Origin of the sequence: Myxococcus sp. CA023 (assembly GCF_010998615.1) — a bacterium.
Lineage (GTDB): Bacteria > Myxococcota > Myxococcia > Myxococcales > Myxococcaceae > Myxococcus.
Genome location: NZ_JAAEAH010000050.1, coordinates 1 through 18,562 on the forward strand (window position 1 = coordinate 1; position 18,562 = coordinate 18,562).

Annotated in this window: 12 protein-coding genes; 2 read left to right on the forward strand and 10 right to left on the reverse strand. The window is 69.8% G+C overall.

The features are described 5' to 3' along the window. Nucleotides 1-134 precede the first annotated feature (134 nt). Nucleotides 135-1,277, forward strand: coding sequence for an acetylornithine deacetylase (gene argE / locus F8M74_RS21895; RefSeq protein WP_141256757.1), 1,143 nt, complete (start codon nt 135-137; stop codon nt 1,275-1,277). Nucleotides 1,278-1,356: 79 nt separating this feature from the next. Here the strand turns inward: argE and mfd are convergent, their stop codons facing one another. After that, nucleotides 1,357-4,923: a transcription-repair coupling factor gene (mfd, locus tag F8M74_RS21900; RefSeq protein ID WP_141256758.1), complete on the reverse strand. Its 3,567-nt coding sequence runs from the start codon at nt 4,921-4,923 to the stop codon at nt 1,357-1,359. Nucleotides 4,924-5,194: 271 nt separating this feature from the next. Between mfd and F8M74_RS21905 the strand changes: the two genes are divergently transcribed. Then, the gene (locus tag F8M74_RS21905) at nt 5,195-6,634 is read left to right on the forward strand and encodes an ATP-binding protein (protein WP_141256783.1); all 1,440 of its coding nucleotides are present in this window, start codon (nt 5,195-5,197) and stop codon (nt 6,632-6,634) included. Nucleotides 6,635-6,655: 21 nt separating this feature from the next. Here the strand turns inward: F8M74_RS21905 and F8M74_RS21910 are convergent, their stop codons facing one another. The 9 genes from F8M74_RS21910 to F8M74_RS21950 all read right to left on the reverse strand — a co-directional run bounded on the left by F8M74_RS21910 (nt 6,656) and on the right by F8M74_RS21950 (nt 18,410). Next, nucleotides 6,656-6,979, reverse strand: a complete 324-nt coding sequence (locus F8M74_RS21910; protein ID WP_141256759.1) for a hypothetical protein — start codon at nt 6,977-6,979, stop codon at nt 6,656-6,658. Between the two features lie 51 nt (nt 6,980-7,030). Next, nucleotides 7,031-7,360 (reverse strand): c-type cytochrome, encoded by a 330-nt coding sequence (locus tag F8M74_RS21915; RefSeq protein WP_141256760.1) that lies wholly within the window; start codon nt 7,358-7,360, stop codon nt 7,031-7,033. A 107-nt stretch (nt 7,361-7,467) separates the two neighbouring features. After that, entirely contained in the window at nt 7,468-8,112 is a 645-nt protein-coding gene (locus F8M74_RS21920; RefSeq protein ID WP_141256761.1) for a Tfp pilus assembly protein FimT/FimU, read from the reverse strand. A 1-nt stretch (nt 8,113) separates the two neighbouring features. Beyond that, nucleotides 8,114-9,319 (reverse strand): PilW family protein, encoded by a 1,206-nt coding sequence (locus F8M74_RS21925; RefSeq protein WP_141256762.1) that lies wholly within the window; start codon nt 9,317-9,319, stop codon nt 8,114-8,116. Beyond that, entirely contained in the window at nt 9,316-9,852 is a 537-nt protein-coding gene (locus tag F8M74_RS21930; protein ID WP_141256763.1) for a hypothetical protein, read from the reverse strand. The genes F8M74_RS21925 and F8M74_RS21930 overlap by 4 nt, the downstream gene beginning before the upstream one ends. Further along, nucleotides 9,849-14,219 carry a pilus assembly protein PilY gene (locus F8M74_RS21935; protein ID WP_141256764.1) on the reverse strand — a complete coding sequence of 1,457 codons (4,371 nt, stop codon included), beginning with the start codon at nt 14,217-14,219 and terminating at the stop codon, nt 9,849-9,851. The genes F8M74_RS21930 and F8M74_RS21935 overlap by 4 nt, the downstream gene beginning before the upstream one ends. Before the next feature lie 75 nt (nt 14,220-14,294). After that, nucleotides 14,295-15,014 (reverse strand): hypothetical protein, encoded by a 720-nt coding sequence (locus F8M74_RS21940; protein WP_141256765.1) that lies wholly within the window; start codon nt 15,012-15,014, stop codon nt 14,295-14,297. A gap of 264 nt (nt 15,015-15,278) precedes the next feature. After that, nucleotides 15,279-16,973 carry a hypothetical protein gene (locus tag F8M74_RS21945; protein ID WP_141256766.1) on the reverse strand — a complete coding sequence of 565 codons (1,695 nt, stop codon included), beginning with the start codon at nt 16,971-16,973 and terminating at the stop codon, nt 15,279-15,281. 90 nt (nt 16,974-17,063) lie between these two features. Then, nucleotides 17,064-18,410 (reverse strand): bifunctional glycosyltransferase/class I SAM-dependent methyltransferase, encoded by a 1,347-nt coding sequence (locus F8M74_RS21950; RefSeq protein WP_141256767.1) that lies wholly within the window; start codon nt 18,408-18,410, stop codon nt 17,064-17,066. Nucleotides 18,411-18,562 lie beyond the last annotated feature (152 nt).

Consider the following 18,562-nt stretch of genomic DNA (forward strand, 5'->3'; position numbering starts at 1 on the left):
GGGGATAACTCGCTGTCTCCGCTGGAGGAGGCCGCGCCCCAGGTGGCGTCCGTTCGCTGAGTAGACACGGGGGAGGGAAGGGCCTTCCGGGGGCTGGCGTGCCGTGGCATGACCTGTCCCCGGAGGTCTTACCCATGAGTGACACGCTGCCCGCGCTGCGGGCCACCCTGACGGAGTTGGTGGCGATGGACACCACGTCCTTCCGCCCCAACGTTCCGCTCATCGACTACGCGCAGGCGCGCCTGGAGGCCGCGGGCTTCAGCGCGGAGCGCCAGAAGTTCCTGGACGACGCGGGCGTGGAGAAGGTGAACCTCGTCGCGGTGAAGGGCGGTTCCGGCTCCGGCCGCGCCGCGCTGGCCCTGGTGGGGCACTCCGACTGCGTGCCGTACGACGCGGCCTGGACGGACGCGCTGCGGCTGACGGAGAAGGACGGGCGGCTCTACGCGCGCGGCGCGTGTGACACGAAGGGCTTCATCGCCTGCGCGCTGCACGCGGCGTTGAACGCCGAGCAGTTGACGGCCCCGCTGATGGTGGTCCTCACCGCGGACGAGGAAGTCGGCCTGACGGGCGCGAAGAAGCTGGTGGAGGCGGGACTGGGCCGCGCGCGGCACGCGATTGTCGGCGAGCCCACGCGCCTCATTCCGGTGCGCGCCAACAAGGGCTACTGCCTGGCGGAGGTGGAGGTGCGGGGGAAGGAAGGGCACAGCGCGTACCCGGACTCGGGCGCGTCGGCCATCTTCCGCGCGGGCCGCTTCCTCCAGCGCCTGGAGCACCTGGCGCTGACGGTGCTGCGCGAGGACCTCGACGAGGGCTTCCAGCCGCCCTTCACCACCGTGAACGTGGGCGTCATCCAGGGCGGCAAGGCGAAGAACGTCATCCCCGGCGCCTGCCGCTTCGTCGTGGAGTGGCGGCCCATTCCCGGGCAGCCGCCGGAGCGCGTGTCTCAGCTGCTGGAGACCATCCGCCAAGAGTTGGTGCGGGATGAGCCCGCCTTCGAGGCGCAGATTCGCGTGGTGCGCACGGACCGGGGTGTGAATACGCGGGCGGACGCGGAGGTGGTGCGCTTCCTCGCGGAGGCCAGCGGCAACGCGCCGGAGACGGTGTCCTTCGGAACGGAGGCGCCGCAGATGACGGAGCTGGGCGCGGAGGCGGTGGTGTTCGGCCCCGGCGACATCCGCGTGGCGCACCAGACGGGCGAATACGTGCCCGTGGAAGACCTGGTGCGCTGCGAGGCCGTCCTGGCTCGCGCCGTGGCCCACTTCTGCGGCGGGCGCTGAGTCTGAGTGACTGCGCTTGGGCGGAAGCACACGCCTCAGCGCACGGCCTCGGCGGCGGAACGGCCGCCGAGGTCCGCGCCTACGCCTGCGGCAGCGCGCAGTGGCTCAAATCCCTCAGCACCTTCTTGGCCTCGGCGATGAGGTCATGGCCACTGGCGCCCTGTGGCGCGCGGGCGATGAGCTTCATGTCCGGGGTGAGGCGGTAGACGCCCTTGGAGCGCTGCACCAGCCCCGCCACCTTGGGGCCATCCAGCAGCGCGTCCGCGCCCAGCGTCACCACCAGCCGGGTGGTGCCCACCTCCAGCCCGCGCAGGCGCAGGTCGCGCATGTCGATTTTCAGCAGCGTCAGCTCGGACAGGTGGTCCACCTCGTCCGGGGCTTCGCCGTACCGGTCCACCAGCTCGGCGCGCAAGTCAGTGACTTCGTCCGGGTGGCTGGCCTGGCTGAAGCGCTTGTAGAAGACGAGCCGCTGGTGGACGTCGCTGACGTAGTCGTCCGGGATGAGCGCCGGCATGGGCAGCGTGACGTCCGGCTCGATTTGCACCTTGGGCGGCTGGCCCTGCATCTCCGCGACGGCTTCCTCCAGGAGCTGCGCGTACATGTCGAAACCAATCTCGGCGATGGCGCCCGACTGCTTGTCGCCCAGCAGGTTGCCCGCGCCACGAATCTCCAGGTCATGACTGGCGATGGAGAAGCCCGCGCCCAGCTCGGTGAAGTTCTGGAGCACCTCCAGGCGCCGCTGCGCGTCCTTCGTCACCGCGCGCCGCGACGGCACCAGCAGGTACGCATACGCGCGCTCCTTGGACCGGCCCACGCGGCCACGGAGCTGGTAGAGCTGCGCCAGGCCGAACTGGTCCGCCCGGTTCACAATCATCGTGTTGGCGCTGGAGATGTCGATGCCACTCTCGATGATGCTGGTGCAAAGCAGCACCTGGTACTTCTTCTCCGTGAAGGCGAGCATCACCTTCTCCAGCTGCCCTTCGCCCATCTGCCCGTGCGCCACGCCGATGCTGACCTGGGGAACCAGCGCGCGCAGCTGCGTCTCGATGGAGGGCAGCGACTCCACGCGGTTGTGGACGAAGAACACCTGTCCGCCGCGCGCCACCTCGCGCTCAATCGCCTCCTTCACCAACGTGTCCTCGTACTTCATCACGAAGGTGCGGATGGCCCGGCGGTCCTGCGGCGGCGTGGCGATGATGCTCATGTCGCGCACGCCCGACATGCTCATGTGCAGCGTGCGGGGAATGGGCGTGGCCGTCAGCGTGAGCACGTCAATCTGGGAGCGCCACTTCTTCAGCGACTCCTTCTGCTTCACGCCGAAGCGCTGCTCCTCGTCGACAATCATCAGGCCCAGTTCCTTGAAGGCCACCTCGCCGCCCAGCAGCTTGTGCGTGCCGATGAGGATGTCGACCTTGCCCTCCTTGGCGCGCTTGAGGATTTCCCGCACCTCCGGCGCCTTCTTCATCCCGGAGATGACCTCCACCGTGACGGGGTAGTCCGCGAAGCGCTTCTTGAAGGACAGGAAGTGCTGCTGCGCCAGCACCGTGGTGGGCACCAGCACCGCCACCTGCTTGCGGTCCAGCGCGGCCTTGAAGGCGGCCCGCATGGCCACCTCCGTCTTGCCGTAGCCGACGTCGCCGCAGACGAGCCGGTCCATGGGCTCCGGCTTCTGCATGTCCGCCAGCACGTCCTCAATCGCCTTGGCCTGGTCCGGCGTCTCCTCGAACTCGAAGTCCGCTTCGAACTGGGCGAAGTACCGGTCCGGCGCGCTGAAGGCATGGCCGGGGTGCGCCTTGCGCGCGGCGGCAATCTGGAGGAGCTCCGCCGCCATCTTGAGCAGCTGCTCCTTGACGCGCTTCTTCGTCTTCTCCCAACTCGTGGTGCCCAGCTTGTCCAGCTGCACCTGCGTGGGGTCGCCGCCGGAGAACTTCTGGATGAGCCGCATGCGGCCCACCGGCAGGTAGATTTTGTCCCGGCCCGCGTACTCCAGGACGAGGAAGTCTCCGGGCACGCCGTTGACCTCCATCTTCGTCAGGCCCGAATAACGGCCGATACCGAAGTCGGTATGGACGATGAGGTCGCCTTCCTTCAGGTCTCCGAAGCCGGAGCCGAACGCGTCCAGCTTCTTGCTGCGCTTGGGACGCCGGCGCGCGCGCGCGCCGAAAATCTCCTCGTCCGCCAGCACCGCGAGCCCGCCCGGCCCATCCACGAAGCCGTGGCTCACCTCGCCCGTGAAGAGGTGCGCGCGGATGGACGGCTCGTACAGCGCCACAGCGTCTTCCAGTGGCTCCGTGTGGACCTTCACCATCACGTTGCGGTCCATCAGCAGCCGCTTCAGCCGGTCCGCCTGGCTCAGCGTGCCGCACGCCACCACGCAGGCCACGCGCAGCTCGCGCCAGCGCTCCAGCCGCTCCACCAGCGGGGACAGCGCGCCCTCTTCACCGTGGTGCGCCAGGATGGCCTCGCGCAGGTCCTGGGTGCCGCCGAAGCTGAAGTGCACCGGCGGGCGCTCTGTCTGCACCAGCGACAGACCACCGCCCTCCAGCACGCGGAAGGACTGCATCCGCTGGTTCACGTCCTCACGGGAGAGGAAGTGCTCCAGCGGCGGACAGATGAGCTCCTGCCGGGCCTCGGCCGCGCTGTGCGAACGCTCCAGTTCCTCCCACAGCGTGTCCGCCGCGCGGTCCTGGCCCACCGGGTCGTCCAGGTAGATGACGGGCGCCTCGGGGCTCCAGTCGCGCAGGAAGTCGAACACCGTGGACAGCCCGCCCTCGAAGAAGCCGGGCAGCAGGCCCTCCATCCCGAAGCCGGGCAGGCCTTCGCGCAGGGCGTCCAACTGCTCGCGCAGCTTGATGGTGGGCAGGTTGATGCGGTCGGCCACCGCGCGGGCGGCGGACTCGGCGCGCGGGCGCGTCTCGTCGGTGAGCAGCACCTCGCGCGCGGGGACCAGGTCCACTTCCTTCATCGCGTCCACCGTGCGCTGGGACTGCGGGTCGAAGGCGCGGATGGACTCGATGGTGTCGCCGAAGAACTCCAGGCGGACGGGCTTGTCGTAGAGGGGGCTGAAGACGTCCAGCAGGTCGCCGCGCACGCTGAACGTGCCCACGTCCTCCACCAAGGGGCTGTTCTGGTAGCCCATGCGCACCAGCCGGCGCGCCAGCGAGTCCCGGTCGAAGTCCTGCCCCACGGCCACCCGCGCGGCCAGCGCGCGCATCACCGACAGCGGCAGCACCTTGCGGTGCAGGGCGCGCACCGACAACACGAGTGCGGGGAAGCGCGTGCCCTGCCCCAGGTGGAAGAGGGCGCCCAGCCGCTCCGTGACGGCCGCCGCGTCGGGAGACACCTCGTCGTAGGGCAGCACCTCGTCCGCGGGCATCCGCAGCACGCGCGGCGCCAGCAGGCTGCCCTGGCCGCCCAGGAAGAAGGACAGGTCGGCGGCGAGCGCGTCGGCGGCTTCTTCGTCGACCGCCACGCAGACCAGCGGCGCGCTCAGCGCGCCATGCAGGCGGGCGAGCACATGCCCGCGCGCGGCCCCCTTGAGTCCTTGCGTCCGGACGCGCTGCCCCGTCCGAAGTCCGTCAACCGCCTGGGCGAAGGGGTCGCCCGCCGTGCCGCCGTCCTGCGTCTGTGTGAAGGAAGTGTCCATGAGTGGACCCTGAGGGCCCCAGGGTAATTAGGAGTCTCACCCTGTCAGGTCAACGACGGAGCGCCTCGGCTGTCGAGCGAAACAGGAGAAATCGGAAGCTCTGGTTAGCTCGGGCACTGTTCAGCCACCCCGGGGACCGGTTGGCCCCACCCCCAGCTGCGGGGTTAGGGTGGCTCACAACGGCAGCATCGGGGGCCACGCCGACATGTCATCTGGCCGTGGAATCAACAGGTGCCTGGGCACCGAAGGGGACGAACCTCTTTCCGAGGCGGTGGTCGTCTTGCGGAGCGTGCGCTCCGCGGTCGGCGGCATCGTCGACTTCGAGTGTGTCTCCGCCAACGTGCAGGCGGAGCGCTGGCTCGGCGGAGAAGAGGGCAGCCTGGTGCACAACGGGCTGCTGGAGGAAGCGCCGTGGGCGTGGGACGGCGGCCTCTTCAGTGCGTGTGTCCGCGCGGTGACACGCCGCGCGCCAGAAATCGCGCGGGTGTCCCGGCAGTCGCCCATGGGCACCGTGTGGCTCCAGGCGCGCGTCTCACCGCATGACGACGGCGTGGTGCTCTTCCTGGAGGACCTCACCGAGCGCATGGCCGCGGAAGAAGCCCTGCGGCGCGACCATGACCTGCTGCACGCCGTCATCGAGAGCGCCACTGACGCCATCTACGTGAAGGACGTGTCGGGCCGGTACATCCTCATCAATCCCGCCACCGCGAGCGCCTTCCACCGGGCTCCGCGCGACATCCTCGGCCGCACGGACGCTGAGTTGCTGGGCGCCGACCGGGCCGCGCCGACGCTGGCGCACGACCGCGAGGTGATGAGCTCCGGACAGACGGCCACGTACGAAGGGGCGGAAGGTGGCCCGGGGACGGACCGAATCTGGCACACGACGAAGGGCGTGCTTCGCCGCGGAGACGGCACCGTGTACGGCCTGTTCGCCATCTGCCGGGACGTCACCGCGCGGCGCCGCCAGGAGCTGGAGCGCGAAGAGGAGGCGCGCTTCCAGGAGCGCTTCATCGGCGTGCTGGGCCACGACCTGGGCAATCCACTGGCCGCGGTGCGGCTGTCCTCCGCGGCCCTCCTGGTCCGGGACACGCTGCCCCCAGATGTCCGGCGCGTGGTGGCCCGCATCGACGGGAGCGCCGAGCGGATGGCGCGGCTGGTGAAACAGTTGCTCGACTTCACGCGCGCCCGCATGGCCGGCGGCATCCCGCTGCGTCCCCACGAGGTGTCCATGGAGGACGTGTGCCGGCGCATCATCTCCGAGCTGGAGCCCGCGCATCCGGAGTGCGGTGTCTGCCTGGAGGTGGACGGCGAATCACGCGGCGTCTGGGACGAGGAGCGCCTGGGGCAGGTGCTGTCGAACCTGCTGGGCAACGCGCTTCAACACAGTCCGGAGGGGAGCTCGGTGCGGGTGCGGCTGGCGGCGAAGGACTCGCTCTTCCAGCGCGTGGAGGTCCACAACGGTGGGCCGCCCATCCCCGAGTCGTTGCGCCCGCGGCTCTTCTCGCCGTTCCACGGGGTGCCCCCCGAGCCGGGTCAGCCGAAGCCGAAGCACCAGGGCCTGGGGTTGGGGCTCTACATCGTGTCGCAAATCGTGACGGCGCACGGAGGCTGGCTGGACGTGGCGTCGTCGGCGGACACGGGGACCTGCTTCTCGGTGACGCTGCCTCGCGTCACCCGGCCGCTGGGTGGGCCGCCAGGCAAGACTGCCTGAGGCCCGGCCCGTGGCCTGCTGCTAGCGCTGGCCGAACTTCACGGCGGCCTGCAGGCGGATGACGTCCGTCAGCGCGCCCGGGTCCACCAGCTCCATCGCGGCCTGCTGGGACAGGCCGGCGTAGCGGCGCTTGCGGTACTCCTCCTCGTCCTCCTCACCGCCCTTGCCACCCTTGTCGCCCTTGTCGTCACCGCCGCCCTTGCCGTCATCCGGGCGGAGGGACAGCGACTGCGCCGGGGACAACCCCTTCTCGATGTGCACCGACGAGAGCGCGTCTGCGCGCAGGGAGGTGAACAGGCTGGCCATGGAGAGGCAGAAGACGACGGCGACGGCGAGGTTCTTCATGGGGGGGCTCCGTTTCGCTTGAGGGGATGACGCGCGGCTTCGAACGGAAATTCAAGGGGCCGTCGGCGCCTTCATGGTGCGGATGTATCCCACCAGTGCGTCAATCTGCGCTGGGGTGAGCTTTTCCTTGAAGGGCTTCATCTTGCTGTTCCGCGGATCTCCGTCGGCAATCACCTTGCGGATGTCAGCGTCCGTCCGGGACTGCTGCCAAGCGGGCTGGCTCATGTCGCCGATGGACTCCTTCTGGCCCATCTTCGTCTGCGCCTTGCCGTCACCGCCGTGACACACGGTGCACTTCGCCTTCCACACGTCGGCCACGGCGTCCGCGTGGGCGCCGGTGGCTCCACCCAGGCTCAGGACCAGGACCAGTCGCTTCATCATCGTCGGGGGGCTCCTCGCGGACGGCACGCCGGGCCTTGTGCCCGGGCCCCCGAGCATACGCCGAAGCGGCCCGTTCGCACGCGCGACGGCGGCGGTGCGGATGCCGCCTACTGGCAGCCTGGCGTGGAGGCGTGCTTGTCACAATCCACGGGGCGTACGGCCGCCGTCAGGCCATCCGCCTGGAAGACCAGCTCCGGTTTCCAGTCCGGCGATTCGAGCGTTCCCCCGTTGCGCAGGAGGACGAGCCGCTCCGTCGTGGGCAGCAGGGCGTTCTGTTCGCACACCCTTCCGCCGGGCGCCGGCGGGGCCACGACGGGCGCGCCGGCGCCGGGGTTGCCCAGCCAGCACAGGCCCACCAGCAGGTCCACGTCGAGCTTCGGCGGGATGACCAGTTCCGGCCCCAGCTCCGGGCATTCGCAGCCGCCCACGCCGCAGGCGTTCTCCTGGCACGCGGGCATGGGACACACCGTGCCCCAGGCATCACTGCATGCCAGTGCCTCCCAGCGCATGCGTGTCACCTGGATGCCCTGCTCATCCGTGACGCGCGTGCCCAGCCGCACGGGCTGGTGGGTCGCGCGTGCTTTCTGACGGGCCTCCTGCATCATCAGTACCAACTCGCGCTGCGCGGCGCTGAGGCGCTGGCGCTCCGTCATGCCCTGGAAGCTGGACACGGAGAGGGTGGTGAAGATGCCAACCAGGGCCACCACGACCATCACCTCCAGCAGCGTCATGCCTCGGTTGCGTGGCCGCATGTCAGCCCCCCGTTCCCACGAACGCGAAGTTGCGAGGCGCCAGGCGGATGACGCTGTGCCGGCGCTTGTAGCCATCCCGGAGGTTGCCGTCGTCGTCTCGCGCTCCGGGCGCTTCGTTCCCCGTCAGCTCGGCGCGCTGCGAGCGCGCGGTGATGGACAGCTCCACCACGCGCATGTGGCGCATCAGCTCGTCACCCGCGCTGCCCGGGCCGCGGTCCGGTGGAACGGGCACGCCCGGGTCCCAGGCCCAGGAGATGTGCGCGGCGCAGGTGGCCTGGGTGCAGGTGGCCAGCGAGGGGCGCCCGGTCTCCGCGTCCGGGAAGAAGCGCACGGGGGCGCCGGGGAGCGCGTTGGGTGCATTCACGCCCAGCCGGACCTGCAACTGCTCGATGTCCTGGGACACCGCGGTGTAGCCCGCGGGCCCCGTGGGCCCATCCGCGTCCATCTCCAGCACGGGCGTGCCGCCGGGCCAGTTCACCCGGTAGCTGCGGCTGGTGAGCGGGAGCAGGTACATGCCCCCTTCGCGCGGTTCCCGTGTGCCAAGCCAGGGCGACTCGGGAAGCGTCACGGCATCGGGATGACAGTTGCCGTCGGCGGGCGCGGGCCGGCCTGGGATGGCGGGCGTCCACTCCACGCCTTCCGCCACGAGGTTCGTCACCTGTCCCACGCAGGCCCAGCCCCGCTCGTCTTCCGTGCCCGGGAACACGACGGCAATGACCGCATTGTCCAGGAAGGCGGGCGGCAGGCCTCCCACGCACAGCGTGTCCTCGAACCAGGCCGCGGTCGCCGGCAAGGGACACTGGTCCAGCAGCACCATTCGCGCCGGGTCCGTCTCCCAGACCTCCAGGGCATCCGACAGCAGCGCGGCGTTGGCGGGTGGGACGAAGGTGGCGTCATCCGGGAAGGTGGCCTGGGGCCGGGCCCACACGGCGTAGAACAGGTCCGCTTCGCCGGCGGGAATCCGGCCGCCGGTGAGGGAGACGCTGCCAATGCCCGCGCCCGCCCGTTGCACGCCGAACGCCATCAAGTCACGCGCGGCCCGGCCCTTGTTCTGCGTCTCCATGATGCGCTCTTCCAGCAGGCCCCGGCGCTGGAGATGGACGCTCACGCCAATGGCGGTGGCGATCACCACCATGGACATCGATGCGGCCACCATCAGCTCGATGAGCGTGAAGCCGTGCGGCGTCGTCGAACGAAGTCGCTTCATGGCGCCATCCGGGTCTGCAGGGCCACCGCGCGGCGGGGCGCACCGGGCTCTTCCATCCAGCTCACGGTGACGCGGACGTTGACGACCTGGTGCAGGGCCAGGTTGCTGGCGTGGGGAAGCGGGATGGCGCGGTTCAGCGCGGGCTCGCCTGTCTCAGCGCCCTCGAAGGGTGGGTCCACGTCCAGCGTCAGCGTGTAGGCCATTTGCGGCGTCGCGCCCGGAAGGGGCGGCGTCTCCGTCATGCGGCCATTGGCGGACCACCACACGTCGCGCCCCGTGTTGTCGAGCTGCTTGATGTTGACGCAGGGGTCGTTCAGCGGCTCGCCCACGCAGCGGAGGTTGACCACGCGCTCCAGTTCCTGTTCGGCGATGAGGTTCGCCTGGCTCAGGTTGTTGTTGCGGCGGTTGTGGCGGGACGCGGTGCCCAGCGTGAGCATGATGCCCAGGATGCCGAGCATGAGCACCGCGGCGGTGGCGATGGTCTCCAGGATGCTGAGGCCGCGCGGATGGGCGTGGAACCTGCGCCGGTTCATGGCACCACCTCCTGGACGCGTGAGCCGGACTGCACGTCCCAGATGAGGACCCGGGAGCTGCTTCGCGGCGACTCCGCTGTGGGGTTGTTGTACGTCCCGCTCCCCAGCGCGCGTACCTGTCCGTTCTTCACGATGAGCAGGTGATTGTCATAGAGCACGGGCGCGTGCGTGCCGTGGCCGTCGATGGGGGTGTCGTTGCCCGCGAGCGCATTGCCCGCGGTGCTGTAGGCGTAGACCCTGCCGCTGGTGGTGCTGTCCAGGTCGCACGCGCTGGCGGCGCGGCCCACGGCGCTGGTGGTGAAGACGCCATCCCGGGTGGTGGAGACGCCGCCCCAGACGACCTGGCCCTCGCCCAGCTCGCGTGTCCATTCGAGGTGCGCGGGGCAGTTGGCGCCTGGACGCGTGGCGGGCACCGGGTCGCGGTCCTCGAAGGCCATCAGGTGATAGCGGGGCCGTGGGTCGGCGGTGTCGTCCGGCTCGTTGGCGATGTCCGGGTTGTTGGCGGTGCCGAAGTACAGCCGCACCCGGCGGGAGCCGCTGTCAGGCACCACCGACGCGGAGATGGTGGAGTAGATGCGCTGGCTGGTGGGGTTGCGGATGCCGGGCACGGCCTGCGCGTTCGCGACGACACAGGAGGCCAGCACCTTGCCCAGCGGCGTGTTCGCCCCGGTGTTCGAGTAGGTGGGGTTGATGCGGTAGATCTTCCCCGAGGTGGACGGGACGTAGATGACGTCGACGTTGCCGTCGCCATTCACGTCCAGCGGGATGGGCTCTCCGCCGATGCCTTCATTCGCGTCCGCGGTGGTGCCCAGCGTGACGACGCCCGCCAGCCGCGCCTTCGCGCTGTTGCCCGTCACCTGCGCGGGCTGGCCCGTCTTGAGGTCCATCAGGTAGACGGTGCCCACCGTGCCGGGCTCAGGCGAGTAGTCCGTGCCGAACATGGACACCCACTTCTTGCCGCCAGTCAGGCCGAAGTCCATGCGCACCAGGGAGGGCGCATGGCGCGAACCGCGTGTGTCGGGCTTGGGCGTGGCGCCGGTGAAGAGCGCCGGCAGCGGGTTGCAGCCGTTGCCGTTGCCCGTGCACGGAGCGCCCGCTGACGTGAAGCGGTCCCGCTTCATGTCGAACTCCCACAGGGGCGTGGGGTAGCTCGAGTCCGTGGGGTTGGTGACGTCGAGCGCGAAGAAGACGCTCTGGTTGGGGCCCGTGGCGCTGGCCAGCACCGTTTTCGCGCCCTCGTTCCGGGCGGGGCGGGGACGCCAGGCCTCGTCGGTCTCCCGAGGGTCGTGGCCGGTGTCCGGGCGGTAGTCGTCGCTCCGCAGGTCCACGTCCGCCACGGAGGGCGTGGCGTCCATCGTGGCACGCTCGGTGGAGTACGCGTCGTTGGCGCGGCGGTAGTTCTCCACGTAGTAGGGCAGCATCTTGAAGGGCAGGTAGGCGAACAGCTCGCTGCCCGCGCCGTAGTCCTGGCCACTGGCACAGCTGCCGGCCCGGCCGAAGTAGCCCTGGTACTCCACGCGGCCTGGCGTGCAGGGGTCATCCCCCGTGCGGAAGGAGCCCGTGCCCAGCGCGTGGAGGTAGCCCTGCGTGGTGCCCACGTACGTCACCGTGGGGCGGCCCGTGTTGGCCGCGCTGAAGTTCTCCGTGAACTTCCGGCGCTCCGTGTCCAGGTTGCGGCCTTCGAGCAGCCACGCGGGCACGTTGGGCGGCCCGATGACGGCCGCCGTGGACAGGTTGACGCCGCCCAGCGGCCAGGTCCGCATCCGGTTGCGGACGAGCGAGGACTGGCGGTCCTCCCAGCCGTAGAGCCAGTCGCGCAGCGCCACGCGGTCATCCGCGGTGCAGCCGTTGCGGCCGTCCAAATCATACAGGTACACGCTGCCGTTGCGACGGGTGCAGTAGGTGTCTGGGAAGACGGGGCTGGTGGTGTTGGCGCGCGCCATCAGGTCCTTCACGTCGATGGCCTGCTGGTTCGCCGGATTGAGCGTGACGAGCCTGCGCGTGTCGAGCGGCTCGCCGGGACGGGTCTCCAGCGTGCGCATCAGGTCGCGCATCCACTTGCCGGAGTCCCAGACCTCCTGGGTGGGCTCATAGGGCGCCAGCGTGGCGGGCTCATAGAGCTTCTTCAGGTAGATGTGGCCCCGGTCGATGGTGTCCGGGCGGTTGTCGTAGGTGCGGATGGAGACCTGGTCCACGCCTCCGTCGGCGACCCAGGCGCGCCCGGGCGTTTCATAGACGCCGTGGATGACGGCGTTGGCCATGGGGATGAGCGACGCGCGGCCGTATTCGCCGCTGCGCTGCGCTTTGTAGGAGACGTTGATGTTGTGGATGGTGGGCTGGCAGGACTCACCCGGGCTCTCCATCACCGCGCGCCAGCACAGTTGTGTTCCCACGCGGCCCTGCTCCAGGAAGTCCTGCAGGACGGCCGTCTCATTGCGCACGCCGCCGTCGCTGTCCGGGATGGGGACCCGGAGCCAGTTCGGATTGTCGTTGAGGATGTACGTGGGATTGGAGGTGTTGCAGGGCTCCTGGCAGACCTTGCAGTCCAGCGCCACCTCATAGCGGATGTCCGGCCTGCGCTGGCCCGTGCCGCCGTCCGGCAGCTTGACGGAGAGCGAGCAGGGCGCGACGCCGCCGCCGTCCGCCGCGTAGTAGGGCTGGTCCTCCACGGTGAACGTCACCTCGGTGATGGTGAAGTCCAGGGAGATGTCCGGCGAGATGTCCGACACCACGTCGGAGCGGTAGGAGCCGTTGTTCTGCTTGTTGATGAGGATGACGATGTCGCTGTACGTGCGGTCACCGCCCGCGTTCTGGTCTTCCCAGCCCAGAATCCAGACCAGGGGGTTGTCACGCGGCGCGCCCACAATCGTGTGTGCCGCGCGGCGGTTCACGGAGGGGACGTCCTGCGTCTGGTCGTTCGGGAAGACGACGCCGCCATAAGCCGGGTCGCTCTCCAGCCGGGGGTACACCATGGGATTCAGCCAGTTGGTGCGGAGGTTCTTCTGCCTCACCACGAGCGGGTCACTGCCTTGGTGCAGGTCCATGTTGAGCGGCGTCTTGGTGAAGAAGACGTTGATGTCGCCGTGCATCCACAGGTCGCACTGCACCTCGCGCCCATCCGTCGTTGGACGGGTGATGAAGCACGAGTCCGTGGCCGGGCCGTACACCTGCTCCACATAGGTCACGAGGAAGAAGACGATTTCACGCCGGCCCGCGAGCCGTCCCATGGGGACGACCTGGTCCTCTGCCTTGGTGATGGCGGCGGTCGTGCTCTTGCCGGTGATGAGGCGGCCCGCGCTGTCGAATGCGCTGGCCTTGTAGTCAGGGATGCCGTCCGCCTCATCGGATTTGTCCCAGGCCGTGCCGGTGCGCATGAACTGACCGTTGCCGTCGAGCGTCCAGCCCTGACGTGGCGCGAAGCACTCCGCTGATTCCGATTCGTGGCACGACGTCTCGTCGTCGTCCGTGGAAAGGAAGACGAGGTTGCCGATGCCTCTGTTCCCGTTGAGGGGATGCCGGGGCTCCAGCAGGTTGGGGATGTGTGGGAACAGGCCCTGGTCGCTGAAGTAGGTGTCGATGATGCCGGAGGCGACAGCGCTCTGCCTCAGGTTGTCGCGTCCGTGGTAGGGGTCATACGCGAACAAGGCGTCGGTGAAATCGCGCACCGGGCGGCCCACCACGCCGCCAGTCGAGGGCCGGGCAGGGTAGTCAGCGCGCCCCTGCCACCTTCGGGGCCCCGTATTGGCGGCGTAGTTGCTGCCGGAGTTGCACGGGCCCATCAACAGGTCGGGCTCGCGCAGCGTCACCGTCCCCGCGTCGCCCCAGCGCCGGTGGGTGAACGTCCGGTTGGGACAGCGGGGCGCCACGCCGATGTAGCGCGAGGGGTTGATGTTGTAGAGGTCCTCGTGGAAGTCGGGCACGCCGTTGTTGTTCTTGTCCAGCAGCCGGTCGTCATCGGAGTTCTCGCGTGTGCCGTTGTCGTCGATGTATTCGGCGTCGATGAGCTCGTCGTAATAGAACCAGCCCAGCGTGCTGGAGGCGCCGCTTCCCGCGCGGTCATCGACGATGAGCGCGGTGAGCTCCTGCTCGAAGGGCAGGATGATTTTCTCCGGGTCCAGGACGTTGAGGTTGGTGTTGAGCCGCAGCTTGGGCGGGTTGTCATCCGTGACGATGATGGCGCTGGGGATGCCCGCGTCCCTGCTGAAGTCGGGTTGCTTGTCCTGGTCCGTGGTGTCGATGCACAGCGCGAGGCTGCTGGCGCCGCCATCCGTGCCGCCACTGCCCGTGTCGCCGCCGGGACTTTGGGCGAGCACGGCTCCCGCGGCGGCCACGGCCACCGCGGCCATCCAGGTTCGAGTCCAGCGCATGATGTCCCCCCTGGCGGCCGGTGCTGCAGGGCCGCCCGATTCAGGTGCAACGGATTGCGGTTGAAGGCTTGGAAATCAGAATGTGGGAAGGCCGCTGCTGGAGGTGCCGGTGCCCCGGCAGCCCATCTTCGTGCCGTAGCTGCACGCGAGCCCTCCCTGGGTGCTGCTGTGCTCCAGGAGTGAGCGGACGATGGTGCGGTAGGGGAGGCCCGGGCCCGGGGGTTGGACCTCGCCCACCGACACCAGCCAGATGCGGCCGTTGGCGTCGGCGTTGCGGTCGGCGTCGTCGTCGTCCTCCACGACGAAGACGCGGAAGGAGACGCTGCGCGCCTCCGGATAGGCGCGGATGGGCTCGCCCTCCATGTCGTTGATTTCGACGGAGGCGCCCGTCACGGTGTCGTCGATGGCCGTGCCACGCGCCAGCGTGTACGGCGTCTGGGGAATGAGCTCTCGCCAGGGCACGCCGCCCGCGGCGACGTCGGGCAGGCCCTGCTCGGCCACGACCTGCAGGCGCTGCAGGACGTCCTGGCTGTAGCTGCCAATGCCTCCCGCGACGGGGTTGTTCATCATCGCCAGGACGACGGCGCGCCCTTCGGCCATTCCCGCCTCGGCGGCGAAGAGGGCTTCACGCGAGCGGCGCTCATGGGATTGGAGCGTGCTCTCCGTGGTCACCGCGCGGAGGGACACGAGCACGCCCGCGGTGACGAGCGCGATGAGGCCCAGCGCCAGCAGCAGGGTGAACCCTCTCCGCGCGCCAGAGGCGTGTGCGGGCTTGCGGGTCGGATGACAGCGCACCGGGGACTCCTTGCCCTGAAGGGCAGCAGGGAAGCGCAGGTGTCTGTCTCAGCAATCCTCAGGCCCGCTCACGCGGTGCATCCATGTCAATGCATCCAGCCGCTTGGCCAGGGCCCTGGGTAAAGCCTGACACGCATTCATGCGACACGAATTGCGGACCTCGCAAAACTTGCGAGTCAGCGGAAAAGTGGGACGGACCGTGAGGGTCGTCCTAGAGGGCGAGACGCGTGGTTGACCTGTGACAGTCTCACGGAGCGTCGTGTTTCAGCCGCGCCCGCGAGGCCAGAACGTCACGTCGCGTTCCGGGGCGTTCAACCAGACGGACTTGAGGAAACGCACGGCGTTGCGGTCCGCGGTGTCATGCCGGCTGGTGAAGACATGCGCCGTGCCCAGCAGCAGCAGCACCGCCAGGGATGCCCCCAGCGCGGGCGCCGCGGGCCACGTCTGGCCGGGCTTCCGCGCCAGGCTGACGAAGACCCAGGCGGCGGTGCCCAGCAGCAGCCCCGCCAGCACCCCACCCGCCAGTCCCGCCGGCAGCCCCAGGAAGGTCAGCACGCCGGGCGGGAAGTAGCCCGCACGCAGCAGCGGCAGCGCCAGGGCGCCCACGGCGTTGGAGACGTCATCGGGGATGTAGTTGATGAAGGTGGCCACGCCGGTGGCGACGATGGACACCGCGCACAGGAGCGCGGCCACACCCAGGGCCCACGCGCCCTGGCCGGTTGCGCGCAGGCGCTCCAGGAAGAGGCCGGCGGGCAGCAGGAGGAAGGGCACCAGGCCGGTGAGGTGACGCGGCCCCGTCGTCCAGCCCCACGAGTCGTAGGAGAACGACGAGGTGAAGTATGTGTAGCCCAGGAGCAGGGCCAGGCTCAGCCACGCCAGCGCACGGGCTTCCGGCGACTGGTCCCGGCGGCGCCACACGAGCACCATCCCCGGCAGCGCCAGCAGGAGGAAGGGCGCCAGGGTGAACAGGCCCCGCAGCGGGGAGAAGAAGGACAGGGCGAAGGCGCGCGGGTCCGGCGTGCGGATGCCCAGGAATCCGCCCAGGTGCCAGGGTTGGTAGCCCGCGTCGTTGAGGTACTTGTAGCCGCTCGTCAGCGGGTGGCCGAATGCCACCTGGTGGTAGGCCATCAGCGCCACCAGGAAGGGCAGGGCGCCCAGCGTGGCCAGCCCCGCGGCCCGGCCCAGGCGTGCCCAGCGAACACGCGCGGGCGCGTCCTGGAAGGCGAAGGTGAGCACCGCGTACAGCACCAGGCCGAGCACGCCCAGCGCGCCGGTGTACTCGGCGGCCACGGTGGCGCCCGCGAAGGCACCCGCCAGGACGTAGCCCCGCTCGCGCCATTCGCCACGCGCGCAGCGCCACAGCGCGTAGAAGCTGGCGAAGAGCAGCACCGCCGTCGTCTGGTGGCTCATGAAGAGCAGCGAGTAGCTGAAGGCCAGCGAGCCCAGCCCATACGTCACCGTGAGCGCGTCCGCGACGAGCGGCTCCAGGGACGCGCGCAGGTAGCGGCGCACCAGCCACAGCAGGCCCAGCGTGGGCAGTACGGTGAGCAACAGGCGCGAGAAGAAGACCAGGGGGACTTCCGGCACGGCATGCCGGTGGCCGCCGCCCACCGCGCGCAGCGCGGCGTAGAGGGGCACGGCGGCGAACGACAGCAGCGGCGCCTTGCTGGGGTAGTACTTCCCGTCCTTCACGGACAGGTCTCCGACCTTGCCGTAATCGTGCAGCGCCTGGTTGATGTGCAGGGTGCCGTACTCCACCAGCGCGCGCGTCTGCCACAGCCGGCACAGCTCGTTGGGCGAGCGCAGGCCCGGGTGGTACGGGAACAGCAACACGTACAGTGCCGCCAGGGCGGCCCATACGGCGCGCGGTGCGCCTCGGGATGGCAGGGGCTGGCGCTCGGGAGTGGGGGCCGTGGTGGGCTCCGGGGGCGCGTCGGCGGGCAAGGGCGTGGAGTTCATGGCAGCGGGGCCCTGCTCTCGGGCGAGGCCGCCTCGGAAGGCGGCTGCGATTCAATGGACAGCCGGGGTGTCACGCGTGGCGGCGGCGCCTCACGCGTCGCCCCCGGTGGCGCGGGCCACGGCGAAGAGGCTCATGCCCACCGGCAGCTTCACGTGCGACTCCGCCCGCGCAATCAGGGGCGCCAGCGTGTCGTAGAGCTTGAGCTGGAGCTTGGGCACCGAGCGGCGGCGCAGCAGGCGGCTGTTGACGAACCATCCCGGCAGGCCGGCCAGGTTCATCCACTCCAGGGTCTCCACCTGGAAGCCATTCTCCTCCAGCACCGCGCGCAGCGTGGAAGGCGTGTAGCGGCGGTAGTGGCCCACGGCCTCGTCGATGGCGCCGAAGAGCTGCTGGAGCGCGGGCACCAGGATGACCACCCGGCCTCCGGGCGCCAGAATCTGCTTGAAGCGCCGGACGGCGGACGCGTCATCCGGGATGTGCTCCAGCACGTTGGAGAGGACGATGGTGTCCAGCCGCTCCGTCTTGAGCGACTCCCAGTCCGCCAGGGCCACGTCGGACAGGTACGGCCGGATGTGCGGCTTGCCGCGGAAGAGGTTCTTCAGGCGGTCCACGTAGAAGCGGTCCACCTCCAGCGCGATGAGCAGCTCCAGGCCTGACTCCAGCTCACGCGTAATCGTGCCGATGCCGGCGCCAATTTCCAGCACCCGGCGGCCCAGGTGCTCGCGGAAGCGGCGGCCCAGCCACTGGTTGTAGTGGACGGCGCCGTCCATGCGCTCCAGCGTGGTGTAGCCCTCGTGCTGGTTGTCCGCGTCGTCGCGCACCGTGGCGTAGCGGACCAGCGTCTTGAGCCGGGACAGGTGCGCCGAGGGCGTCCGGCGAGGCACCGCGCCAGGCGGTAGCGTCACCTCGGTGAGGCGGAACAACTGCGCGGCCAGCTTCACCACCAGCTCCGCGTCCACCGCGTCGTCGTCGCTGGTGAGCGTGACGGAGCGCAGCGCCTCAGTGCGGAAGGCGCGCAGACCGGTGAGCGGGTCCGTCAGCGGCACGTCGGTGACGAAGCGGGTGACGTGGCCCAGGGCCCGGTCCGCCAGCAGCTCCGGCGCCAGCCCCTGCGCCGTGCGCAGGCCGAAGACGGCGTCCGCGGTGTCCGCCTGGATGGGGCGCACCAGCGCGTCATAGACGTCCTGCGAATACGAGGTGTCCGGATCCTGCAGCACCGTCACCGCTCCCGACACCTTCTCCAGCGCGGCGCGGATGGCTGCGCCCTTGCCACCCGGCACCGTGAGGACGTGCACGTTGGGCGAGGGGGCGGCGTCGACGGAGCCCTCTCCAGCGAGGACGACCTCCGCGCCAGGAGGCAACGCGTGGGCGAAGCGGGAAGCTGCCGCCGCGGTGTCGGGCGAGAAGGGGAGGACGAAGGAAAGCGGTGGCGTCACGCCGGGCTGACTAGCACAGGCGGCTCGGCCATGCGCGTCAGTGCCCGCGAAGAAGCGTGGAGGGAGGGCATCCAGGCGACCGCGGAACGATGGACAACCCCGCGGGGACACGGCACGCTCGTCGCGGTCCCCAAGCGTGTGGGTGAAGGTCG